Source organism: Oceanirhabdus sp. W0125-5, from assembly GCF_027938815.1.
GTDB lineage: Bacteria > Bacillota > Clostridia > Clostridiales > Clostridiaceae > Oceanirhabdus.
In genome coordinates this window covers 4,615,281-4,637,626 of the sequence record NZ_CP115913.1, presented here as the reverse complement: position 1 = coordinate 4,637,626, position 22,346 = coordinate 4,615,281, and the positions used below count along the sequence as shown (strand labels likewise).

Genomic DNA, 22,346 nt, shown 5'->3' with positions numbered 1-22,346 from the left:
TAGGAGAAAAACAAGAAGATGGAACAATTTAAAAAACATAAACATATTATTGTTGATATGAATTCAGAGGAATCAATTTCCAGTGCCTTAGAACGATACAAGGACATATTAGAAAGTGGCCAGGTTTTAAATGATGAGAATGTATTTGATATAGAATTTGTGAAAGAGGAAAATGGAAGGATTAAACCCCTTGATATAAAGGATAGCAGCTCTCCTGAAATATTAAAGGACATTATGGAGATGTCAGAAAGAGGAGTGATTTCTGAAGACCGAATCATTGAATTTGGAGATCAAATTTATTTATCAGAAGCTATATTTTTCAGCAATGCGTGTACTTACAAAAATTTGAAAGAAAAAATCTTGGAAGTAGCTAAACTGGTTGTAGATTATGCTAAAAAGGAAAATGATACTTGGGCACTATGGGTAGATGATTACAGTGTATTTGGTATTGATATGCTTTATTGCATTGGAAAGAATTATCCAGAATACACCTATTTGATTGGAAGATATATTATTTCATGTTGGGATAATGAGCATGCAAGCTATGTAAGCTATGAATATTTACCGAGGCTCGCAAAGGAAAGAGGAGTTACTAGAGATCTTATTAAAGCATTCGTTTATTGTGATAATCTCCTTGCTAGAGACAAAATATTTGGGGAAGGATTTTTAAAAGATTATTTTAAAGAAAATGTAGATGATTATGATTATTTTAAAATAGAATTGGTGGAACGATTCAAGAAGGAGCCTCCTATACTTAATGAAGATGAGAGTATAGAGGAATTTATTGAATCATATTATTGGAGTATTGGGGGATTCGATTATGATGAATATTTTTGGGACAAGTCTTATATTTATGATAGTTTTCAAAATGAAGCAGCGGATTTGTATGAGCAGATTAAACCCCATCTTGAAAAATATGCTGAAGAAATAGATGAGAAAGATGAGTATTATGAGGAAGAAGATCATGATGATGAGGTTGAGGATGATGACTACCAAGTTTTTTATGAATTTTTCACCAAGGCCTTAGAAAATGGAGATAAAGTTTGGGATTATATCATGGAAGGAAAGAATACAGAAGCTCTTCATGAGATCAAACCAGGTGATATAAAAGAAATAGCCAAGAAAAAGGGATTAAAGATTGAATCCTTAGGAGGGGTTCATAATATTTTAAAATCTTTTATAAATGAATTTTATGATGAAGATGAAACAGGTAGAGAGAAAGTAGCTAGGGCGATAGATGTATTTTTTAGATTACAAAATAAAAAGTCTTTTGGTATTCCAGTGGATTCTTTAATCATAGAAAATAATATTATATCCCTAGAGGAGTATATGGAAAGATATGAGCTTAGTGAAATATCTCCTGTTGAACTGATGAAGGGAAAATTATTTAGTTATAAATGGATGGATGTTTATGGGGTTCAACTTAAAACACTACATAAAATCTATCAAAATAGTCCAGATGAAATAATTGAAATTTTTAAGAATAAATCAAAATTTAATGAAATGGATATTTTAGCGGTAACATATATTTACGCTAAGGAATGGATGAGTAATAAGAATGAAAATTTAAAATATCTAGCGGATTTAATTGATAAGTTTTTCATATATTCTTTGGTAAAAGCATTTAAGGATTATTCTGAATTTCATGATGATGACATAAGGGAGATAAAAAAGTATTTACATGGATTAAAGACGAAAGATGAAACTCTGCAATTGCTAAAAGAAAAATTAGTAGTTCAAGAAAGAAATGATCGAATCAGTGCTTTACAACCTGATTATGAGGTTTTTAGATGTTCTGATGAACTGAAAAAGATTGCACTTACAGCTTTTATAGGAGCAAAGTGGTTGCCAATTGAAATGGCTGACAAGATGAAAGGTGCCTTTGAGATTATGGTTGAATTATCACCAGTGAAGACTATTAACTATGTTAGTTGTCTATATAGAAAGTATGAATCTAGCTCTTTTCAAAATCTTATGGAATATAATGATATGATTCATACTATTGATGGATTTGGGCTTACACTCTATAGGATTGCTTGGGAACTGGATTATACATTCCATAATAAACACATGGATAAGGATTTAGCAAAGATTTATGAAGGATGTCTTGAAAAGTTAGCAGGTGATGTGGATGCACAAGGACCTTCTATGCTGGGTACTGAAGTAAAACAAGAGTGTGAATATATAAAAGAATCTATTAAATATCTAGATGATACAACAAGATCGGATATATATGTGGATTTTTCCGAAAAATATGAGGATCGAGACACTAGTGAGCTGCAAATGGAAATATTCATGGATCACTATAAAGATATTATACTTAATAGTTTGATTGATTTTGACAAGAGTGTTACATCGCTTTTTAAAAGAGATGATGAATTGGTATTCTTTGAAGACAAGGAGTATAGTCTTTGTGATAACCATAGTGATGAATTTAGAAAAATTATTACTGGACTTCATGTTGAGCATATTTCAATGGATAAAAGACCTAAAGAAGAGGATTACAATGGAATTGTTAGAGTATACCTACAGGAAAAAGAAGAGGGTACCTATGAGATTCTTCGAGGAGAAGAATATGTTTTTATGGCTCAATCAGAGGATGAAAACCATTATTATAATGGACAAATATCCTTAGCCATATTATCCAAAGATGTTTCAAAGGAGAAGATTCATAAGTATTTTCCTAAGAATGCAAAAGAGGCTCGAAAAAATCGCATATGGGATAAATTTGAAAAATATATCCTTGGAGAATTGGATTATGAGCACATTGAAGAACTTGTTAAAAAGGAATTTGATTACTATATAAAAAGTGGTATTGAAGAACATGTATGGAAAATATCTCATGAGAAAGTCACATATAGATTATTAAAGTTATATATTGAATTTGGCTATAGGGAATCTGGTTATGATGGTATAGTTTATGATTTGTTCAACAAATATAAGAATGAGAATCGTGGACTTAATGAATTTGTTCAGTTAATGAAAGAAATTGGAATATCTTATCAGTTTATTATTGAGTTTTTGATAATGGAAGGCAGTAAAATTAAACTGGGAGATGCTCCAAAGGGTGAATTTGGACAGTGTCTTAAAAAGTATGTGGAAGATGGATTAGATGTTTTTAAATATCTTGAAAAATCATCTGATGATTATAAGATATATGCTATCAATCTAGCAGGATATGATGAACGATATATAGACTCAGTTCTTAAATATGAAAAAGATAATTCAAGAAAAGTACGAGATGCGGTGAAAAAGGCATTGGCATATAAACGTTAAGAAGAAGAGAGGTTATAGTATGGGTAATGTTAATATTCCAGAACGATTTATAAAGGCTGTATTGAAGAATAGTGATTATGGGAATGAAAGTTATAGTGAACCCCTTAAAAATATACTGAGAATATTTAGGCAAGACAGGATAGGTTGTACGGAGAAATTCAAAAGTTACAAAAAGAAAAGAAGAGGATTCAGTTTGTGTGTAGCCTATATATTATCTGAAGATAAAGAACTTGAAAAAGAATGTAAAGAAGGCTTTGATTATTTTAATGAGTATTTGTTAGATACATTTGTAAATGAGGTTGCAACAGATTTAAAATACGATTCTGGTTTAGAAGATGAAGATATAAAAATCTTTAAAGACTATATGAGTGGAGTTTCTAATGAAGATCCATTTGAACAACTGGAAAGAAAATTTAAGCTGACATATGGTGGACGTATAAGCAGAAAACAAAAGGCTTATTTATATTTTGAGGACTCAGATAACGTTCACAATATAGTTCAAACGGGATTTTTATGTGCTAAGTGTGAGAATGCAGCAGTTAGTGAAATAGGTATGAGATTTATGGAGTTTTTTACTAAACTGGCTCCTTTGAAAGTATTAAGCATAGCTTCTAAATTGTACAGAGTGAAAGATAGCTGTAAATTTCTTAAGGGAAAATTTGATAAATTTATAGATGATCTAAATGGTATAAAAGTACCAAAGACTTATATAACAGGTTGGGAGCTGCTTTATGGACAAAGCCATTGCAGATGCAATGATAAAGGTAAAGCTATATATGAAGATATTCTCAAAAGGGTTGGTGAAGGGAATATAGAAGATGATGCTCAGAACTATGAAGCTCTAGAATATGTTGATATAAGAAAACAGATGGCTATACATAGAAATTTAGTAGAAAAATATAATAGAGAAGAGTCTGTAAAGGTCATGGATGAGATGTTTATGGATGAATATGTGCGATTTATAAGAGAGAATATGATTGACTCTAAAGATCAACAGACTATAGAAAAAATGGTTTCATATATGAAAGGTGAATTAGAGCTTAAGGAAATTGAAGAAGATACTAATAAAAAATTCAATTCTTCATTGGAAAACTGTGAAATTGGTTACATATGCGGTGTTGGCTCTAAAGAGTATGCTTTAAGAGGATTAAAAGTGTTTACTGCACTTTGTGATATAAAAAGTCTCAAAGAGTTTTATAGTGAATTCAAATACGATATAAAACCAGATGTATTTGAACGTAGAAAACCTGATAGAGATATTTATGAGTTTACTGAAAGATTGGAAACTGTTGGTGTATCTGAATCAGTTATCTATGAATTTTTATGTGCTTATACAAGAGAAGAATTGGACAAACCATCCAAACAGCCAGATGATGAATTTGCCCAAAGATTGTATCGATATGCTAAAGAAGGTAAAGATGTACTTGGAAATCTGCTTTCAGCAGGTGATAGGGAAAAGATTTTTGCAATTTATCAAACAGGACTTTTATCAAGTCAGCTTAACTCCTTAGTAAAAATGCTGGAGGATTCATCAGTAGATGTAGTTAAAGCAGCACTTGAAACAATCAAATGGAGCGATGATGATGATGATGATGATGATGATGATGAGATTCTGCCATTTAAAGAAAAGATAGAGGAAGCTGAAAAGAACATTGAGGAAATGAAAAAGAACACACCTGTAGGAATATTTAAAAGAAGATTAAAGAAGTATTCAAAGGAAGCATTACATCTTCAATTATCCAAGGAAGCTGTATCTAGATGGTCTACCAAGCTTGGAGGAAAACCTTATTTACCAGTAGGGGAAGAACACCCTGAAGAAGGCATGTACCTATTAGCACAGATTAACTTTGAAGAAATTCCTAAGCTGCAAGGGTATCCAGAGAAGGGATTATTACAATTTTATATTAAAGAAGAAACTTGTGAATATACCACTCGATATTTCAGTGAAATAATAAGAGATGAAAGTAAGCTACAAGAGGATTTGCCAGAAATATCAGATGATGATTGCTGGCCTGTTATATGGTCCGAATTAAAAGTAACTTATAAGAAAATTGATGATACCCCTTCAGTAGAGGATTATTTGTTAGATGAGGAAATTGAGAATATTTTAAATGAAATGTTTACAGAGCGTGATGAACAGTATGAAATGACTTCTGAATATGAACAAGAGAGAATATGTAATAAAATCGGCGGATATCCTTATTTCCCTGATTGGGGAGATCCTAGAAAAATAGATCCAGATCTTTTATGTCCAGATGACACTGAGCGTTTGGAAAGAGGAGAAATAATACTAAATGAGTATGGAGAGGTAAGCTTTGAAAATGAATGGGTATGTCTCCTTTCACTTTATAATGAAGAACTAGAAGGGCTTGGAGATATCCAAGAGGATGGGAATATATACTTCTTTATCAGAAAAGCAGATCTTGAAAAGGGAGATTTTAGTGATATAAAATATCATAGATTTTCTTATTAAAAAGAACAACAGGAGGAAATGCAAATGATGGAGTATCAAATACTCTCAAGCTGCAGTAAAATTAGAAAAGAGTATGAAAATAACCCAGAAATTGAGCTGTTTTCTGAAAAAATAAATGAGATTGAAGAGCATTTACCAAAGAGAGTGATAGAAGTTTTTGAAGCTTATAAAACTCCTGATGAGACAATAGATTTAGTAAAAAAGTTCTTATATGAAGAAAACATAAAACTAGAAGAGATTATTGAAGATATTAAGGAAAACCTGAAAAATGATAAAATCAAAAAGAATGTTCGAAAGTATAATGTATGTAAAAGCAGCAAACTAACTGTATTAATTCAAGGATCAGCAATGATTGTTGAATTGAGCAAAGTAAGCAGAAAGGTAATTGAGTTACTTATAAATATTTCACCTGTTTTCACCATAGAGGAAATTTCAAAAATATACAATCGAAAAAAAGATAGTTTTAAAGATAAGGATGAATATATTAAATTTACTGGTGACTTAGAAGAAAAATATAAAATAAGCCAAGATGATATTTGTATATGGAAGCTGTACTATTCCTATGAAAATCAAAAATCCGGTGTATTACAAAAAGAAATACTAAAGGAAACATTAGAAGAAAACAAAGAGAATATAGAAGTACTGAAGAATTGGTTAAGCTACTTAGAAAAAGAAGAAAAAAATGCTGCATGTTATTTATTATATAAGGTTACAGGAGATAAGTATTTTACAGAAAGGCCATGTAGTACTTTCTTTGGTAAATTAAGTAGTAAACTGAAATGCAGCAGTAGAGGAAGAGAGATTAAAGTAGATTTTAAAAAATATATAATGGGAGAAATTCCTTTTGAAGATGTTGAAAAATATATAGAAAATGAAGAAGTAAAATTTGATTTTGATATAGATGATCATATTTGGAATTTACCAGAGGATTATAGTGGAAGATCATTAAAATTACTATTTGCAATAGATCAAAGTTCTCGTATATTGGATAGCATGATTGGATATATAGAAAAAAACGAAAGAGGAACTGTAGAAGACTTTATTGATATTTTATTAGAAGCTGATGTAAAACATGAACATATAGTTTGTTTTATGGCAGAAGAAGGAGAATATTTAGAGGTTACTGAATGGTTTGAAAAAGCACTTATATATTTAATTAAGAAAGAAATTGATGTTTTAGAAAATTTAAAAAATGCTTTTGCTGAGGCAAGAGTTTTTGCAATAAAAAGTATATATAATAGTGATTTAGATAAAGAGACTATAAAAAATACCTTTGAGTACTTAAAGGATACTTCCAAGATGGTGAGAGAAACTGCCATAGAGGTACTCTCTAAGCTTTCTTATGAAAAATTACAGGAAGCTATGGACGTAATAAAAAAATATGCAAAGATTAAGAATAAAACTGTAAGAATGGCTACTGTTGAGATTCTTCTGAACTTTAAAGAAGAAGAGGAAGTCAAAGAAATATTAAAGGAAGTATTTGAAAAAGAGACTGAGCCTAAAATAAAAGATCTTCTAGTAGAAGGATTAGAAATTGATATTAAAAAACTTTATGTAGATGAAAATGGATATTTTGATATTTTATTATATGTAGATGAACTTGTAAAACAGGATCAATCAAATAAAGTTAAAATACCTATAGAACAATTAACAAAAATAAGGTGGAAAGATAAAGAAGAATACATAGACGAGCATGTGATTAAATATTTTGTAAAAAGTTATATGGAAAGTGATGAATTAAGAATTAATAAAGATGCTCTTTTAATTGGAGAGCATATGAATCAAAAAGATTTAAAGGAGTTTGTAACTCAAATTCTTAATCTATGGATTGAAGATGGATGTAAAGCAAAAGAAAAATGGATGTGTCTATTAGCTTCAATTCATGGGGATTATAATATGCTTTATAAGCTTAACAAATTAATATTAGAATTAGCATCTAGTTCTAAGCAGAAAATGGCTTCTTATGTGGTTAAGGCATTAGCCCTTAATGGAAGCAGTGAAGCTTTAATATTAGTTGATGCCATAGGAAGAAAATTTAAGTACAAGAGTGTAAGGACGTGTGCACAGGAAGCCTTTCAACTAGCAGCAAAAGAATTAGGATGTTCTGTAGGTCAACTTCAAGATAAGATTGTACCAACTTTAGGATTTACAGATGTTCATTATAAAGAATATGATTATGGAAATAGAGTTTTAAAAGTTTATATAAATGATAACTTACAGTTTGAAATTGAAAAAGAAGATGGAAAAACAATGAAAAGCTTACCAAAAGCCAATAAAAATGATGATGAGGTCATGGTACAAAAAGCCAAAGATGATTTCAAGATCTTAAAGAAAGAGCTTAAAGATGCAGTGAAATCTCAGATAGACAGAATGGAAGAGGCTTTAAGTGATTTTAGAATGTGGAATATGGATGAGTGGAATGAGCTTTTTATGAAGAATCCTATCATGCATAGATTAGGAAAAAAACTTCTTTGGGGACAATACGAAGGAAGTACATTAGTAAAAACATTTATATATGATGATGAAATCTATGATGTTAATGTTGATACTATAGAGCTGGATAAAGATAAAAAGATATCTATCGTTCACCCATTAGAGCTAAGTAAAGAAGAAAAAGAGGCATGGAAAGAAATCTTTGAAGATAATGAAATAGAACAGTTTTTCCCGCAAATAAAGAGAAGGGTATTTGTTTGTGAAGATGAAACAATAAAATTCATAGAAGACTTTAAAAATAAAAAGATCGATGATACTACCTTTGTAAATAGAATAAGCGTAAGAGGATGGTATAAAGGTTCTGTAACAGATGGTGGAGGCTATGATGAGTTTTATAAAGAGAATATAGACTTGAAAATAGGCGCAGAAGTAACTTTAGATGAATACCTAGGGGTGTATGGTCTAGGATATGAAGATGTAGCTGCTGCAAAGGTTGAATTCTATAAAGCTGGAACTATAGAAAGAGGTTCTTATGTTTATGATGAAATAGATGAAGAAAGAAGAATCAAACCAATAGATGTACCAAAAAGATATTATAGTGAAATCCTTTATGATGTATATAAGGTTATAGAAGGAGAGTAAATAAAAAAAACAGCTGATAACCCAGAAAATTTACTTGAAATTTATGCAGAAATAGAAGGAAAAGACGTTGATGATATTGATGAGTTTAGAAGATGTTGGAGATTTATTAGGGGAATTAACAGAATGATATAGTTAAGGTAAGTCTTATTTTACTTAAAGATGTTTCTGAAAGAGTCTTTAATGAAATATTGTTGACTATATCCAATGTTGAGTATATAATGGAAAATATAATCAATGTTGGATAAGGAGGAGATAAAAATAATTAAAGTATTAATTTTATATTATTTAAGTATTAAATCAACTCATGGATATGAGATTCAGAAATTTATTCAAACAAATCATATGGATAGATGGACAAAAATTCAATCAGGCTCTATTTATTATGCTCTAAACAAGCTTGAAAAACAGGGGTTTATTGTTTTAAAAGAAGAAATAGGTTCTGGATCAAAAGCTAGAAAAATATATGGAATAACAGATAAAGGCAGGGACGAATTAAAGGAACTTGTGAATAAAGAGTTGGATAGTGAAATATGTGCAATTGGCTCTGATAAGTTTATTATTTATCCAATGCTGAATACCCTTGATAAAGAAATAATGATTTCACAGATAAACAATCATATAAATAAGTTAAAAGACAAAAAGGATTACATGGAGAAATGGCAGAATATCAAAGTTGATCAAAATACTTTAGAGGTTGAAAGAATCTCCTTTGAAATGATGATTAAGAATCTTGAATACCAGATAAAATGGCATAAAGCACTTATCAAAGAAATGGATAAATGCGTTATGGCAAGCAATGAAATTACAAATCTTATTGCAAACTTTGATTTTTCAAATGCTGAGACAATAGAGGCTTCAACAAATGATTCAATTGAAAGCTTAAAGCAAGAAATCTTAAACAACCCAGAAAGTGCATCAGAAAAATTAGAAGAGCTAATCAGAAAATTAAAGAAATAACACTTTATCCTATCTTTTTAAGGATAGGATAAAAAAATAAAACTACTATCCAACGTTGGATAGTTTATAAGGAGGAAACAAAATGAATATAGTTGTATTATCAGGTAGTCCTAGAAAAAAAGACAGTTTAAATGTGTGTAAGGAAATTGAAGCAAGATTAGGTACTGAAAATATTAATTATGATTATATTTTTTTAAAAGATTATAAAATTGAAGACTGTAGAGGATGTGGGTTATGTTTTAAAAAGAGTGAAAGACTTTGTCCTTGTAAAGATGATTTATCATTAATAAGAGAAAAGCTAATAGCTGCTGATGGAATTGTTTTTGCAACCCCTGTATATGCTTATCAAGTTCCAGCACCATTAAAAAGAATTATTGATAGAATGTCATTTTTATTTCATCGTCAGGAACTAGTGGGAGTGCCTGCTATAATTGTAGTTACTAGTGATGGTGGAGGACATAAACAAGTGAGTAAGTATATGAAGATGACTGTTACTGGATGGGGATGTAATTTAATTGATACTATTAATATTATTTCTCCTATGTACTTTGAGGATAAGAAAGAAAATTCTGCTTGGGGGTATGATGAATACTATCATAATAAGATGACTACGCGTATTAAAAAAATTACAGATAGATTTAAGGAAGTAATTGAAAGTGAGGTTCGTAAAATTCCTTCTTTTTATGAGATTTTCATGTTTAATTGTTTAAGATCTAAGACTTTCACTTCTCAAGCTGATTATGATTTTTGGAATGATAAGGGATGGTTAGAATCGTACTATTTTTATGATACAAAATTAAATCCTTTAAAAAAAATATTTGGAACTATTTTAAGAGCTCTTATTGAATTAGCAGGTAGAAGGCTGAAAAATAAAATATGTCAAAGTTAAAATTCAAGTTGCATATCTTACAAATTCACAGTTAATTTAGAATATATCGAGAATTCAGATGTTTTTGAGTTGGATATTCGCCAAAATCACTATGCTATGGGACATATTATTACCCTTTCTGAGATTATAAAAGCACAAGGATGGGCACAGATGGAAACATTTATACCTGTAAAGTTAAAAGAAAGCTCAAGTTTGTAAAACAAATTAAATTTGATTATTTGATTATAGATAAAGCTAGGATACTTGGACTAAATTAGAAAACCTTACAAATACAAAGGGTTTCACTAATTTAGTCCTATTTATATGTTCAAAAATAAACACTAAAAATAGTATTAAAATAAACTAACTAGAAATTGTAAAAAGTCAGTAAAGTTTATGATATATATTAAAGGTATAAAAAATATTAGTCCTATAATGTTATAAAAAGTAAACAGCTTAAGATACTTTCTATTTTGAGAAGGATACTCTTTTGAATATAGTTTGTAAGAAATCAAACTTGCCATAGAAGCAATTAAAGTTCCCATTCCGCCTATATTACAACCTAGCAAGAGTTCTTTATAGTTATTAGTAAATGGAGATATTAATACAGCAGCAGGTACATTACTTATAAACTGACTGGTTAAGATTGAAAAAAAGTAAGTGTTTTTAGCATTGTTTAGAACACTGGATAGAAAATTCTTCACAATGTCCATAGATGATATATTACCAACCAATATAAAGAATGCGATAAATGTACACAGCAATGAATAATCTACTTGTAACAACAGTCTTTTATTTAGTACTAAAACAACCAATAATGTGAGAATAAATGAAAATCTATAATCTATAATATGAAATACAGAGAGCAATATAATTATAAATAATATAGAAAACAATAACACTTGCATCCTACTTTTTATAGAAATTTGGGATAGATGAAGCGTTACAGGTTTATTATCTGCTTTAATAATAATTGCACCTAAGAATGTTATAGATAATATAATAACAGGTAGCATAATCATAAAAAAATTAATTGGTTTAATATTATAAAAAGAGTAAATATAAAGATTTTGAGGATTTCCCATAGGAGTAAATGAACTTCCTAAGTTAGCAGCTAGAGTTTCAAATATTACAAGACTCATAGTATTAATGTTAGTTTTTTCCCCGATGATTAATGCAAGTGGTACAAAGGTTATCAATGCAACGTCATTTGTAATAAACATAGATGAAGTAAAGGTAATAAATATTAGTACAACAAAAATAACTCGATTACTTTTACATTTAGAAAGTAAAAAAGTTGCTATGTAGTCTAATACATTAAGCTGTTTAAAAGCTGAAACAACTACCATTAAATTAAACAAAAGTATTAGTACTGTAAAATTAATGTATTCAAGTTTCGGTATAGATATAAAGGATGATACAATAGCTAGTACTGTTGTTATTGTCAAAACTATTTCCTTTTTCAAAAATAATATTATACTATTCATACTTATTTTTTTAGATACAATTAAATTCTGCATAATTGAGCTCCTAAAGTTTGTTATATATTAATCAGTAATATTATATTTGCATTTGTTATTAAGTGCAAGAATGTTTATAGTAGGCATATAATTCTTTTAAATAAATTTTGGCTATGTATTATTTTTTTGATTATATCCTAAAGATGAGGTATATAAATCACATATGATAAACATCCATTGTCAAAATTGACCACTGATGATTACTTATACGATGAAAATGTCGAAAATTGATATTATTTTATAGATATGATATAATTCTAAAATATTGTATCTTATTCATAAATATAGAATATTATTGATGTGCAAAGAAATTATAGCAATAGAAAAATAATATTTTTGAACAATGACGAACAAAGTTTTAAAGATAAATTAAAAGAAGGAGTTTATATCAATGAGAAAAAAAATACTAACAGCTACGTTATTATTAGCACTTACAATAAGTAGTTTAACTGGTTGTGGTGGGAATTTAAAAAATTCTAATAGTACAGATAGTAATGATACAAAAATAATTACTGAAAGCGTTGATGGAGAATCATCAATGAATATTTTTAATACACAGGATTACAGCTCCAAAAGTAATGAATTTGATGAATCTATTAATAAGACAGCAGATAGATTAATAAAAGCAATTAATGATAAAAATGAAGATGAAATTTTGAAAATATATTCTAAAGAAGCACCTATTTATTCATTTGTTCCCATAGATATTTTTATATGGAATGGAATCAAGTTTCAATCTCTGAGTTTATATGAGGCCATATATGATAATACAAATAAAATGGTTCATACAGTTTTAACTGGAAAAATAACTTACAGCGATAAAAAGAATAAGGAGATCAACCTAGAAGTAGTATTTGATGCTAATGATGAAAATGATTTGAAGATTATGGATTTATCTATTATGCATAAGGATGAAGTAGATAAAAAAGTGGAAGAAGTTAATAAAAAAGCAGAGTATACTATAGAACAAGGTGGTTCAGTAAATACCATAGATACTGTAGAAGAATTTGTACCAGATGATGTTGAAGAAAGACACCCTTCATATACAAATGTATCTTCTCTAACTTTAAAAGAAATAATTAAACTAAATGACATAAAAACAGTTGCAATATTAGCAGATACAAAAAAAGGTATTTCAATCGGAAGTGGATTCTTTGTTAAAGACGGTATTATAGTAACAAATTATCATGTAATAGAAGGATGCAGTAAGGCTAAAGTTAGGATGGTTGATGGAACTCTTCATGAAGTTGATGGAGTGGTTGCTGCTCATAAAACTCTTGATATTGCTGTTTTAAAATTAAAAAATCAAATAGGCATATCTCCAATTGAGTTAGGTGATGTTTCAGAAATGGAAAAAGGTGATAATGTTGTGGCTATTGGAAGTCCAAAAGGCTTATATAATACTGTGTCCACAGGAATTGTATCTAATCTTATAAACGATGGAAAGAGAGATCTTATTCAAATAAGTGTACCTATTACACATGGAAATAGTGGAGGTCCTTTGTTTAATCAAAAGGGACAAGTTATTGGAATTAATAGTCAAGGTTATGAAGGTGGTGGGATGCTTAACTTTGCAATCTCAGTCCAACACATTGAAAAGATTGTTAATACTTTAGAATCAGCAGAGTTCGATGAAATAAAAATAAAACCATTAGAACAATTTAAGTAATGATTAATAATTACTTATTATTCCATGCAAATAAATCATTAAATTTTTCGTAGTATATTACAGAAAAACTATTTGAAATATAATTAAATAAGGGCAAAAAAATTTACTGCAATTTAAAGTATATTTAAGTTGCAGTATTTTTATATAAAGAACAAATAAAATATATAAATAATAGGTTCTCTTTATTCATATACCTTTTCAAGAATGCTTCTTTCCTTAAATCCACCATGATGTTCATTTCTTTTATAAATCAGAGCTTCTTTGTTATATCCTAGATTTTTAGCAAGAGCAAATAGAACTTCCTTTACATCAGCTGTGATAATTTGTGGGATTTTATCTCGGACGAGTTAGTTGTAGGTTTTCATGGGGCAGCCTTCCTTGGGGGATGTTGCAGAATTGACTTCTTAAATTAATTGCTATAATATATATCTAATAGACATATATTTAATAGAGAGGTATAGCATATGGAATTTATTATTTTAGGGCTTTTAATTATAAAACCAATGACTGGCTATGAGATACAGAAATTTATAAAAAATAATCTATCTACTATCTGTTCACATAGTGCAGGAAGTGTGCAAACAGCACTTAAGAAACTGAGTTTACAAGATAGTATAGAATTTGAGGAGTATGTAGAAAAGGGTAAAAATAAAAAACTATATTACATTACAGAAGAAGGACGAGCAAGTTTTTTAGAATGGATAGCTACACCCATGCAAACTAAAAAGGTTAAAAATATTGAGCTTTCTAAACTTTTTTTTCTTGGTATTGCTCCAAAGGAAGAGCGTAAAAAATCTATCTTAGGGTATATTTCTCAATTAGAAACAGTAAAAAATGTACTTATTTCTATAAAAGAAGAATTTGAACATATGAAGAGTGGAAAGATGATTGATACAGAGGATGAGCTTTTAAAAGATGTTCTTATATATCAAGGATATACTTTAGAATATGGTATTGATTCAGCGGAGTTTGAAATTGAGTGGTATAAAAAACTATTAAGAAAGATGGAGAGTGAATAATGAAAATATTAGTTCTCAATGGAAGTCCAAAAGGAAAGAATAGTATAACCCTACAAACGGTATTGTATTTAGAAAAAGTCTACCCGGAGCATGATTTTACTGTTTTACATGTTGGACAAAGAATAAAAGCATATGAAAAAGATTTTAGTGAGGCTAATAGAGCATTAGAAGATGCAGAAATTATTTTATTTGCGTATCCTGTTTATACATTTATTGCTCCCTATCAGATGCATAGATTTATTGAACTTATTAAAGAAAATGGTGTAGATTTAGAAGGAAAATTTTCAACTCAAATCACTACATCAAAACATTTTTATGATGTGACTGCTCATAAATTCATTGAAGAAAACTGTCATGACTTAGGTCTTAAATATATTCGTGGTCTGTCTGCAGATATGGATGATTTACAAGAAATGAAAGGTCAAAAGGATGCAGAGAGTTTTTTTGAACAGTTGATGTTCTCCATAGAACATGATATTTATATGTGTGCTTCACCAAGGGTTTATAAAGAAAAAAGAGAGATTTATCGACCAATTTTAGAGAATACCCCTAAAGAGAGTGGTTTTGATGTAGTTATCTTAACAAACTGTGCAGCGGATGATACTAATTTAAGAAATATGATTGAAGATTTTAAGGCTACATTACCTTATAAAGCAAGAGAAGTAAATTTGAGAAAAACCCGTATTGATGGAGGATGTCTTGGGTGCTTGAGATGCTCAGTTACAGGAAAATGTGTGTATAAAGATGGGTTTGATGAGTTTTTAAGAAATGAAATTCAAAAGGCAAATGCAATTATCTATGCCTTTACAATAAGTGATCACTATACACATTCAAGCTTGAAGCTTTATGATGATCGTCAATTTTGTAATGGACATAGAGCTGTAACAGAGGGGATGACTGTAGGATATTTAATTAGTGGAGATTATATGACAGAGCATAATCTTCAAACTATTGTGGAAGCACGTTGTGAGGTTGGGGGAACGTATCTTGCGGGTGTTGCAACAGATGAAGTAGAGACAACTAAGTCAATTCAAAATTTATCACAGAGTATTTGTTATGCCCTGAAAAATAAGTGTACAAGACCAAAGAACTTCTATGGTGTTGGAGGTACAAAGATTTTTAGAGATCTTATTTATTTAATGCGTGGAATGATGAAGGCTGATCATAAATTCTATAAGGAACACGGTATTTACGATTTTCCACAAAAGCAAAAAGGTAGAATTTTTATGATGTATATCATTGGATTTTTGATGAATTTACCTTCTGTACAGAAAAAAATTAAGGGTCAAATGAATGAGTTTATAATAGCACCGTATAAAAAGGTAATCGATGCTGCTAAACCAAAAAAAGATAAGTATTAAGAATAAAATTGAAAAATAACTTTTGGAGGTGTAATATATGGATGTAAAAAATAAAAAAGGTTTTAGAAAAACAAAAATAGCAATAATATCTTTGGTTAGTATTCTTTTGATTTCAGTTGTAGGATTTTTTATCTATGCTTCTGATTACTACAGGGCTGAGGATATAGCAATTGAAGTAATGCAAGGTAATTTAAATATAGAAGTAGTAGACAACCTTACTATATTGTCTCCAGCTATACCTAGTGATACAGCTTTAATTTTTTACCCTGGAGCAAAAGTTGAGCATATAGCGTATTTACCCATATTGAAGAAGTTAACTGAGAAAGGGATTACTTGTGTTTTGGTAGAAATGCCTTTCAATATGGCTATATTTGATTCTGATGCTGCAGAGGATGTTTTTGAAAAACTTCCTGAAATAAAGAACTGGTATATAGGCGGTCATTCAATGGGTGGCGCTATGGCAAGTAGTTATGCTGCTAAAAACAAGGACAAGATAGAGGGACTTATTTTATTAGGAGCATATGTTTATGGTGATTATCCAGCAGAAAAAGCTTTAACCGTTTACGGGACTTTCAATTCAAATCTTGAAAAGCATATAGATTACACAGAAAATATTGTTATAATTGAAGGTGGTAACCATGCGCAATTTGGAAATTATGGTGAGCAAAAAGGGGATCCTAAAGCTACAATAAGTGCTGAAGAACAGCAAAACATAACTGTTGAAGCAATTTTGAATTTTATTCAAAACTTCACAGATTCAGAATAGGATGATATAGTATAAAATTCTAAAATAGCAATAGCTATCCCGTCATTGATTTTAAGAATAAATAGTATCACTCTAGTAATATATTATATAGAGGTTAAGTAAAAAAATGTTTTTCTGGACTGATAAATGAAGAAAAATAATTATTTTATATTACTGGGGAGGGAAATTTGATGGGTGTACTTTGGTTAATAATATGGATAGGTTGTGGTATATGGGCTGCTAATGATGCATCAGAAAGAGGATCATCAGGGTGTTTAGTATTCCTTTTAATATTATTTCTTGGTCCTGTAGGACTAATAATATGGTTACTAATTAGAGAGACTACTGATAGAAGATAAATTTAGCTGACTATAAGGTGCCACTGCATATTAAATGTGATTTAATATGCAGTGGTATATTTATTTGATGCAGTAATAACCTTTGATCTAAAATCAGGAAAGGCTGAAGTAGTTAAAAAGAATTTCATTGAGAAGATGAGAGACCTAGGAAAAGAACATCGTTTATTATTCTTTTTTCTTTTTATTATAGTATGTCCTATAGTTTTTACTATAATAATTGAGGTTATAATTGCACTGTTCTTTAGAATAAAAGAGTTAAAGGTTATAGTTTGGACAAACATAGCAACTCAAATTTTTATTCAGTTAACGTTCAGAGGCATTATAAATTCAATGGATAATTATTATTTGAATTTATTATTTCTGGAAATAGTAGTTTTTATTATTGAATATTTAAATTACAGAAAAAATATTGAATCTATAAATGAAAAGAAAATATTATTGTATACATTGATAGCTAACGGGGTTACTTATGGGATTGGGTTGGTTATGTTTGGGGTGTATTAAGTATAAGAAAAGAGAATCTTTAATAGGTTCTCTTTTCTTATACTTTTTCAAGAATGATTCTTTTCATAAAACAACTACATTGTATATTTCAATAAAGAAATAGTCAAAAATTAATTAAATGTAATATTACAATTTACATGGTTAAATATTCATCATAATGATATAATTTACATTGAGTAGGGATTTAAGTTAATTCCTAATTACTTTAGAGGGAGGACAAGCATGGAGAATGATAAAACTTTAAATGAAAATTTACATGTGCATGATGAGGGAGATGAGATTAAAGAGAATATCCATTCATTGAAATCATCTAAAGCACATCCTTTTTATGCTGGTGTATGTGATTTTTACATTATAGCAACAGTAATTGCAGGGATTATTGCCCTTATAGAAAGTATACAAAATAAAACTATTTTAGGATCAAATGTGATTATTAAACCTTTACTATACTTGATTTTAATTGTAGTGTGTATAGGATTAGTAACTATATATCACAGTGTAATTTCAAAGAAAGTATTATGGTTAAGTTTAGGTGAAAAGATTGCAGGAAAATTCATAGTTGATAATAAAAAGGAGTGGAGAAATCCTTATAATATTAATAGATGGGGATTATTTTTTCACTGTATAATTACTTTAATAATTTTAGGAAATAGTTTTGATGCGGCTTCAAGTGGATATCTATACACAATACCATCACTAATAGGTAAATTTTTAGGTCTATTTATAAAAATCTATTGCTTAGTTATGATTGGTCAAGGAAAGCTAAAGGCTTTATTGGTGTTTGTAGGGTTTAATACATTAAATATAGTAATTGCTATACTATTACATATGCCTATCTTTTTTAAAGCTTTCTTTATAATCATGTTATCAATAGATGTAATTGTATACTTTTCATACTATAAGCTTAGTGAAAGAGTTAAAGATTGAAATTCATAAGATAATAAAATAAAAAATTAGAAGTATGCATTTGGGAGAGAAGAGAGTGGTTGGAGCTACAGTGTATTTGGAGTTTTTTTATAAATGGAAAATTGGAACTTTGTGAACAAACATAGGGATACCAAAATTGTAAGCTGGTGGTGTTGTAATAGATGAAGAAAAAGATAAGCTTAATTTCAATACACCAGAAACTAAAGAAGCAGTGGAATTTTTAAGTGGCATGATTCAAGATGGTATAGCAAGACTTGCAGGAGAAGATAAAAATGCAAATGTACCTTTTTCACAGGGAAGAGCAGCAATGTGTGTTGCATCAACTTCATCAATTCCTTATATTGAAAAGGGTATAACTAGTGATATGAAATGGTTTGCTGCGCCATTACCAGGACATAAAACTAATGATCAACTATACTATGGTACAAATGTAGCAATGTTTAATACTAGTAATCCAGAAGAAAAATTAGCTGGATGGAAATACATAAAGTTCTTAACTAATACAGAAAACACAGCATATTTTTCACAGCAAACAGGATACTTGCCTGTTAGAAAATCAGCACAAGAATTATAGGACAAATAAATGCTCTTGATGTTTTAGGAGAAGAATTAGATCAAGTTTTCCATGGTAAAAAATCAATTGATGAAGCATTAAAGGACGCTCAAGAAAGAGGAGAAAAGGCATTAAAAGAGGCTAGAAGTAATTAAATAGAAAGAACTTAATGCACCATCCCACTGGTGCATTAAGTTCTTTTGTGTATACAATGTCCTATCATGGTTATAGAGGAAGAGTTATTTATTTTCACAAATCTAATTTATTAGTAAAATTCTACAAATTCAATTTAGGGAGTACTTCTGTCTCAAAAAACTTTGTTGCTGTAACTTCTAAGACACTATAAATTTCACTGTCATCTATTTTTACAGATACACCTTTTCCTTTTTTGCAATTACCTAAACAAAAAACTAATTTTAATTCCACCTTATTTGAAAGGTTACGTTCTTCAATAATTTGCTGAAAGGTAGTTACAACATTGTAAGAACCATTAAGATGGCATGTACTGCTTACACAAACACTTAAAATAATCACAAAAATTACTCCTTTCATTTACATATTTTTATTACAGAGATTCCAAGTTAAAACAAAATTTATACATATTCAAAACTCATAGAAACACTGCGATTTTGAGTATATATAAATAAAGTTTAACTATGGAATCTCTATACTTATCTTTAGTTTCTAAAGAAAAGTTTTAATAAAAAGTTGCAATAGTACTGCTAGATTTAACCACAAAAAGTATTTCTAACAAAAAGTATATACAGTATATACTTTAGATTGTAATGTTCTAACGTTTATATATTGTATAAACTTGGAGTAAAATGATTTTTGTGGATGAACCATAAGTATATATTATAACAATAATTTTAATGATGCAATAAAAGTTGAAAAATAGTTGCATACAAACATGCAATATTGACAATTTTCTACCAATTCAAACTGTTAATGTAGAATTTGATTTCAAATTCTACATTAAGTGCATGAGTGCAAAGTTGTTTTTGTGATTGATTGTGAGACATGGCATAATCCCTCAAAGGTTTCACAGGATAAATATTATGATGATCTGCTTAAACAAAATAGCATCATTTTTGATAAAAGGATAGAAGTATCCATGTTAATAATGGAAAAGATAATCTTTATAGGTTCTCCTTATTCATATACTTTTTCAAGAATGATTCTTTCTTTAAAGCCTCCACGTTGTTCATTTCTTTTATTTCGTTCATTAATCAAATCTTCTTCGCTATAACCAAGATTTTCAGCAAGAGAAAAAAGAACTTCCATTACATCAGCTAATTCTTTTAGGTTTTTATCTTCTAGGTATTCAGTTGTTTCTTCTTTAAGTTTGTCTTCAAGCATTTGTGTGTATTCTTCTTTTGAAGCTATGTGAGTGTCAAATTTCTTTCCATCAGCTGTGATTATTTGTGGGATTTTATCTCGGATGAGTTTGTTGTATATTTTCATGAGTGATGTCTCCTTTTGGTTATTTTGTGATAGTTATATTTTAATGATTATTTGGGGATTTTTCAAATTAATGGAGAGTATTTTATTGTATGAGTAAAATTCATTTATTGAGTAAAGAAATTTAATATAACTTTTTAATTTTACAATCGTAAATATATATGTGATCAATATTAATTATACGAGGAGTATTGCTATGAATAAAAAACTAAAGAAATTTATTACTGCTAATATAGCATTATTAACATGTTTTTCTATTTTTAATCACAGCGTTTATGGTGTGTTCGCTGTAGATAACCAATTGAAAATTGAAAGAGTTCTTCTTAATCAAGGACCTATTACAACTGCTGAAGAAATGGAATTTTTTATAGATTTAGAAGAGGGATACGAAGGTAAGGTTGAATATCAATTATTATATAAAACTGCTGAGGGTTCCTTAACAACAAATGGATGGTCTTCATCTATTGATGCTGATGAAATGTTTAAAGTTAATATGAAAGAATTTGATTTTAAAACTGGTGAAAACACATTTATTGCAAGAGTTAAGAAAAGCGATGGTAATGGTAAGTACTCAAGTGAGTTTGGTGCTTATGATGCACAAAAGGAGTTTACAGTTAACTATAATCCAGTAAATAAAGGTGATTTAGATTATTCAATTAAAATGAATGATGGTACATTACATTTTTCAAGTGATTCTGAAGGAAGCAAAGTATATAAGCTGTTTTTATATAATTATAAAACAGATGAATGGATTATTTTAACAGATGATTATGTAACTCAGTTTGATATTCCACTTTCTACTTATGAAGATGATCAATACATATTAGATATTTGGTATAAAGATAAGGATAGCAATAAAAAATACGATGGATGGATTTTAGAGTTAGTTGATAACAATAAAATTACTGAAACAAAAGAAATGAAATATTCTTTTGAAAACGATACTATGGGTTGGGAAGGCGGATTTGCTGATTTACCTATCAATTATGTAGAAAGTGATTATTCAGTAGAATTCAAACATTCTAATATACCTGGTTTAGATTGTAATGGGTTAATGTTAACTGGAAATAATCACAGTGATGATTTATTCATGTATGTTACAAAAAAATTAGGTACCGAGTATGGGCTTGAACCTAATACAACTTATAATATGGAAATAAAATTTGATTTAGCTACAAATGTACCAGGTGGAATGATGGGAATAGGTGGTTCTCCTGGATCAAGTGTATACGTTAAAGCTGGTATGACAAACATAGCACCTGAAGCTAAGATAGTTGGTGAAGGTTCTAATGCTTACTATAGAATGAATATAGACACTGGAGCACAAGCTAATTCAGGGAAAGATATGACTGCAATTGGAAATGTTGAAAAAATTGATTCAATAGATGATAGTTTTCAATTAAAACCTTTCCAGCATACAGTTGAAATAACAACTAATGAAAATGGTGAAGCATATGTAATAATAGGTATTGATTCAGGCTTCGAAGGAATAAGTGAATTATATATAACAAATATTGAAATAATTAAAAAATAAATTTATTAAATTAAAGAAATATAAAACAATCTTAAATATTTAGCT

At 29.2% G+C, this 22,346-nt stretch carries 17 protein-coding genes; 14 read left to right on the top strand and 3 right to left on the bottom strand.

Annotated features, from left to right (window positions below; translation table 11 throughout):
• The first annotated feature begins 18 nt into the window (after positions 1-18).
• The 5 genes from OW730_RS21660 (at position 19) to OW730_RS21640 (ending at position 10,670) form a co-directional block, all read left to right on the top strand.
• Positions 19-3,276, top strand: coding sequence for a hypothetical protein (locus OW730_RS21660; protein WP_271226132.1), 3,258 nt, complete (start codon positions 19-21; stop codon positions 3,274-3,276).
• A 19-nt stretch (positions 3,277-3,295) separates the two neighbouring features.
• A complete protein-coding gene (locus OW730_RS21655) occupies positions 3,296-5,749 on the top strand; it encodes a YwqG family protein (RefSeq protein ID WP_271226131.1) in 2,454 nt (817 codons plus the stop codon).
• 24 nt (positions 5,750-5,773) lie between these two features.
• Complete coding sequence (locus OW730_RS21650) at positions 5,774-8,824, top strand: DUF4132 domain-containing protein (RefSeq protein WP_271226130.1); 3,051 nt, start codon at positions 5,774-5,776, stop codon at positions 8,822-8,824.
• A gap of 234 nt (positions 8,825-9,058) precedes the next feature.
• Positions 9,059-9,781: a PadR family transcriptional regulator gene (locus OW730_RS21645; RefSeq protein WP_271226129.1), complete on the top strand. Its 723-nt coding sequence runs from the start codon at positions 9,059-9,061 to the stop codon at positions 9,779-9,781.
• 82 nt (positions 9,782-9,863) lie between these two features.
• Complete coding sequence (locus OW730_RS21640; protein ID WP_271226128.1) at positions 9,864-10,670, top strand: flavodoxin family protein; 807 nt, start codon at positions 9,864-9,866, stop codon at positions 10,668-10,670.
• 332 nt (positions 10,671-11,002) lie between these two features.
• On the opposite strand, the gene OW730_RS21635 is transcribed toward OW730_RS21640, so the two are convergent.
• Positions 11,003-12,169 (bottom strand): SLC13 family permease, encoded by a 1,167-nt coding sequence (locus OW730_RS21635; RefSeq protein ID WP_271226127.1) that lies wholly within the window; start codon positions 12,167-12,169, stop codon positions 11,003-11,005.
• 391 nt (positions 12,170-12,560) lie between these two features.
• Here OW730_RS21635 and OW730_RS21630 point away from each other — a divergent pair, with 391 nt between their 5' ends.
• The 8 genes from OW730_RS21630 to OW730_RS21595 all read left to right on the top strand — a co-directional run bounded on the left by OW730_RS21630 (position 12,561) and on the right by OW730_RS21595 (position 19,327).
• On the top strand, positions 12,561-13,838 hold the full coding sequence (locus OW730_RS21630) for a S1C family serine protease (protein ID WP_271226126.1): 1,278 nt from the start codon (positions 12,561-12,563) through the stop codon (positions 13,836-13,838).
• A 464-nt stretch (positions 13,839-14,302) separates the two neighbouring features.
• Positions 14,303-14,857, top strand: coding sequence for a PadR family transcriptional regulator (locus OW730_RS21625; RefSeq protein ID WP_271226125.1), 555 nt, complete (start codon positions 14,303-14,305; stop codon positions 14,855-14,857).
• Entirely contained in the window at positions 14,857-16,218 is a 1,362-nt protein-coding gene (locus tag OW730_RS21620) for an NAD(P)H-dependent oxidoreductase (RefSeq protein ID WP_271226124.1), read from the top strand. The genes OW730_RS21625 and OW730_RS21620 overlap by 1 nt, the downstream gene beginning before the upstream one ends.
• Before the next feature lie 37 nt (positions 16,219-16,255).
• Complete coding sequence (locus OW730_RS21615) at positions 16,256-16,984, top strand: alpha/beta fold hydrolase (RefSeq protein ID WP_271226123.1); 729 nt, start codon at positions 16,256-16,258, stop codon at positions 16,982-16,984.
• Between the two features lie 170 nt (positions 16,985-17,154).
• Positions 17,155-17,322, top strand: coding sequence for a hypothetical protein (locus tag OW730_RS21610; protein WP_271226122.1), 168 nt, complete (start codon positions 17,155-17,157; stop codon positions 17,320-17,322).
• A gap of 51 nt (positions 17,323-17,373) precedes the next feature.
• Positions 17,374-17,826, top strand: coding sequence for a hypothetical protein (locus OW730_RS21605; RefSeq protein ID WP_271226121.1), 453 nt, complete (start codon positions 17,374-17,376; stop codon positions 17,824-17,826).
• A 222-nt stretch (positions 17,827-18,048) separates the two neighbouring features.
• On the top strand, positions 18,049-18,753 hold the full coding sequence (locus OW730_RS21600; protein ID WP_271226120.1) for a hypothetical protein: 705 nt from the start codon (positions 18,049-18,051) through the stop codon (positions 18,751-18,753).
• A 229-nt stretch (positions 18,754-18,982) separates the two neighbouring features.
• Positions 18,983-19,327 carry an extracellular solute-binding protein gene (locus tag OW730_RS21595; RefSeq protein WP_271226119.1) on the top strand — a complete coding sequence of 115 codons (345 nt, stop codon included), beginning with the start codon at positions 18,983-18,985 and terminating at the stop codon, positions 19,325-19,327.
• Between the two features lie 255 nt (positions 19,328-19,582).
• Here OW730_RS21595 and OW730_RS21590 read toward each other — a convergent pair whose 3' ends face one another.
• Positions 19,583-19,840, bottom strand: a complete 258-nt coding sequence (locus tag OW730_RS21590; RefSeq protein ID WP_271226118.1) for a (2Fe-2S) ferredoxin domain-containing protein — start codon at positions 19,838-19,840, stop codon at positions 19,583-19,585.
• Between the two features lie 618 nt (positions 19,841-20,458).
• Positions 20,459-20,770 carry a nucleoside triphosphate pyrophosphohydrolase gene (locus OW730_RS21585; RefSeq protein WP_271226117.1) on the bottom strand — a complete coding sequence of 104 codons (312 nt, stop codon included), beginning with the start codon at positions 20,768-20,770 and terminating at the stop codon, positions 20,459-20,461.
• 193 nt (positions 20,771-20,963) lie between these two features.
• Between OW730_RS21585 and OW730_RS21580 the strand changes: the two genes are divergently transcribed.
• On the top strand, positions 20,964-22,301 hold the full coding sequence (locus OW730_RS21580; protein WP_271226116.1) for a hypothetical protein: 1,338 nt from the start codon (positions 20,964-20,966) through the stop codon (positions 22,299-22,301).
• Positions 22,302-22,346 lie beyond the last annotated feature (45 nt).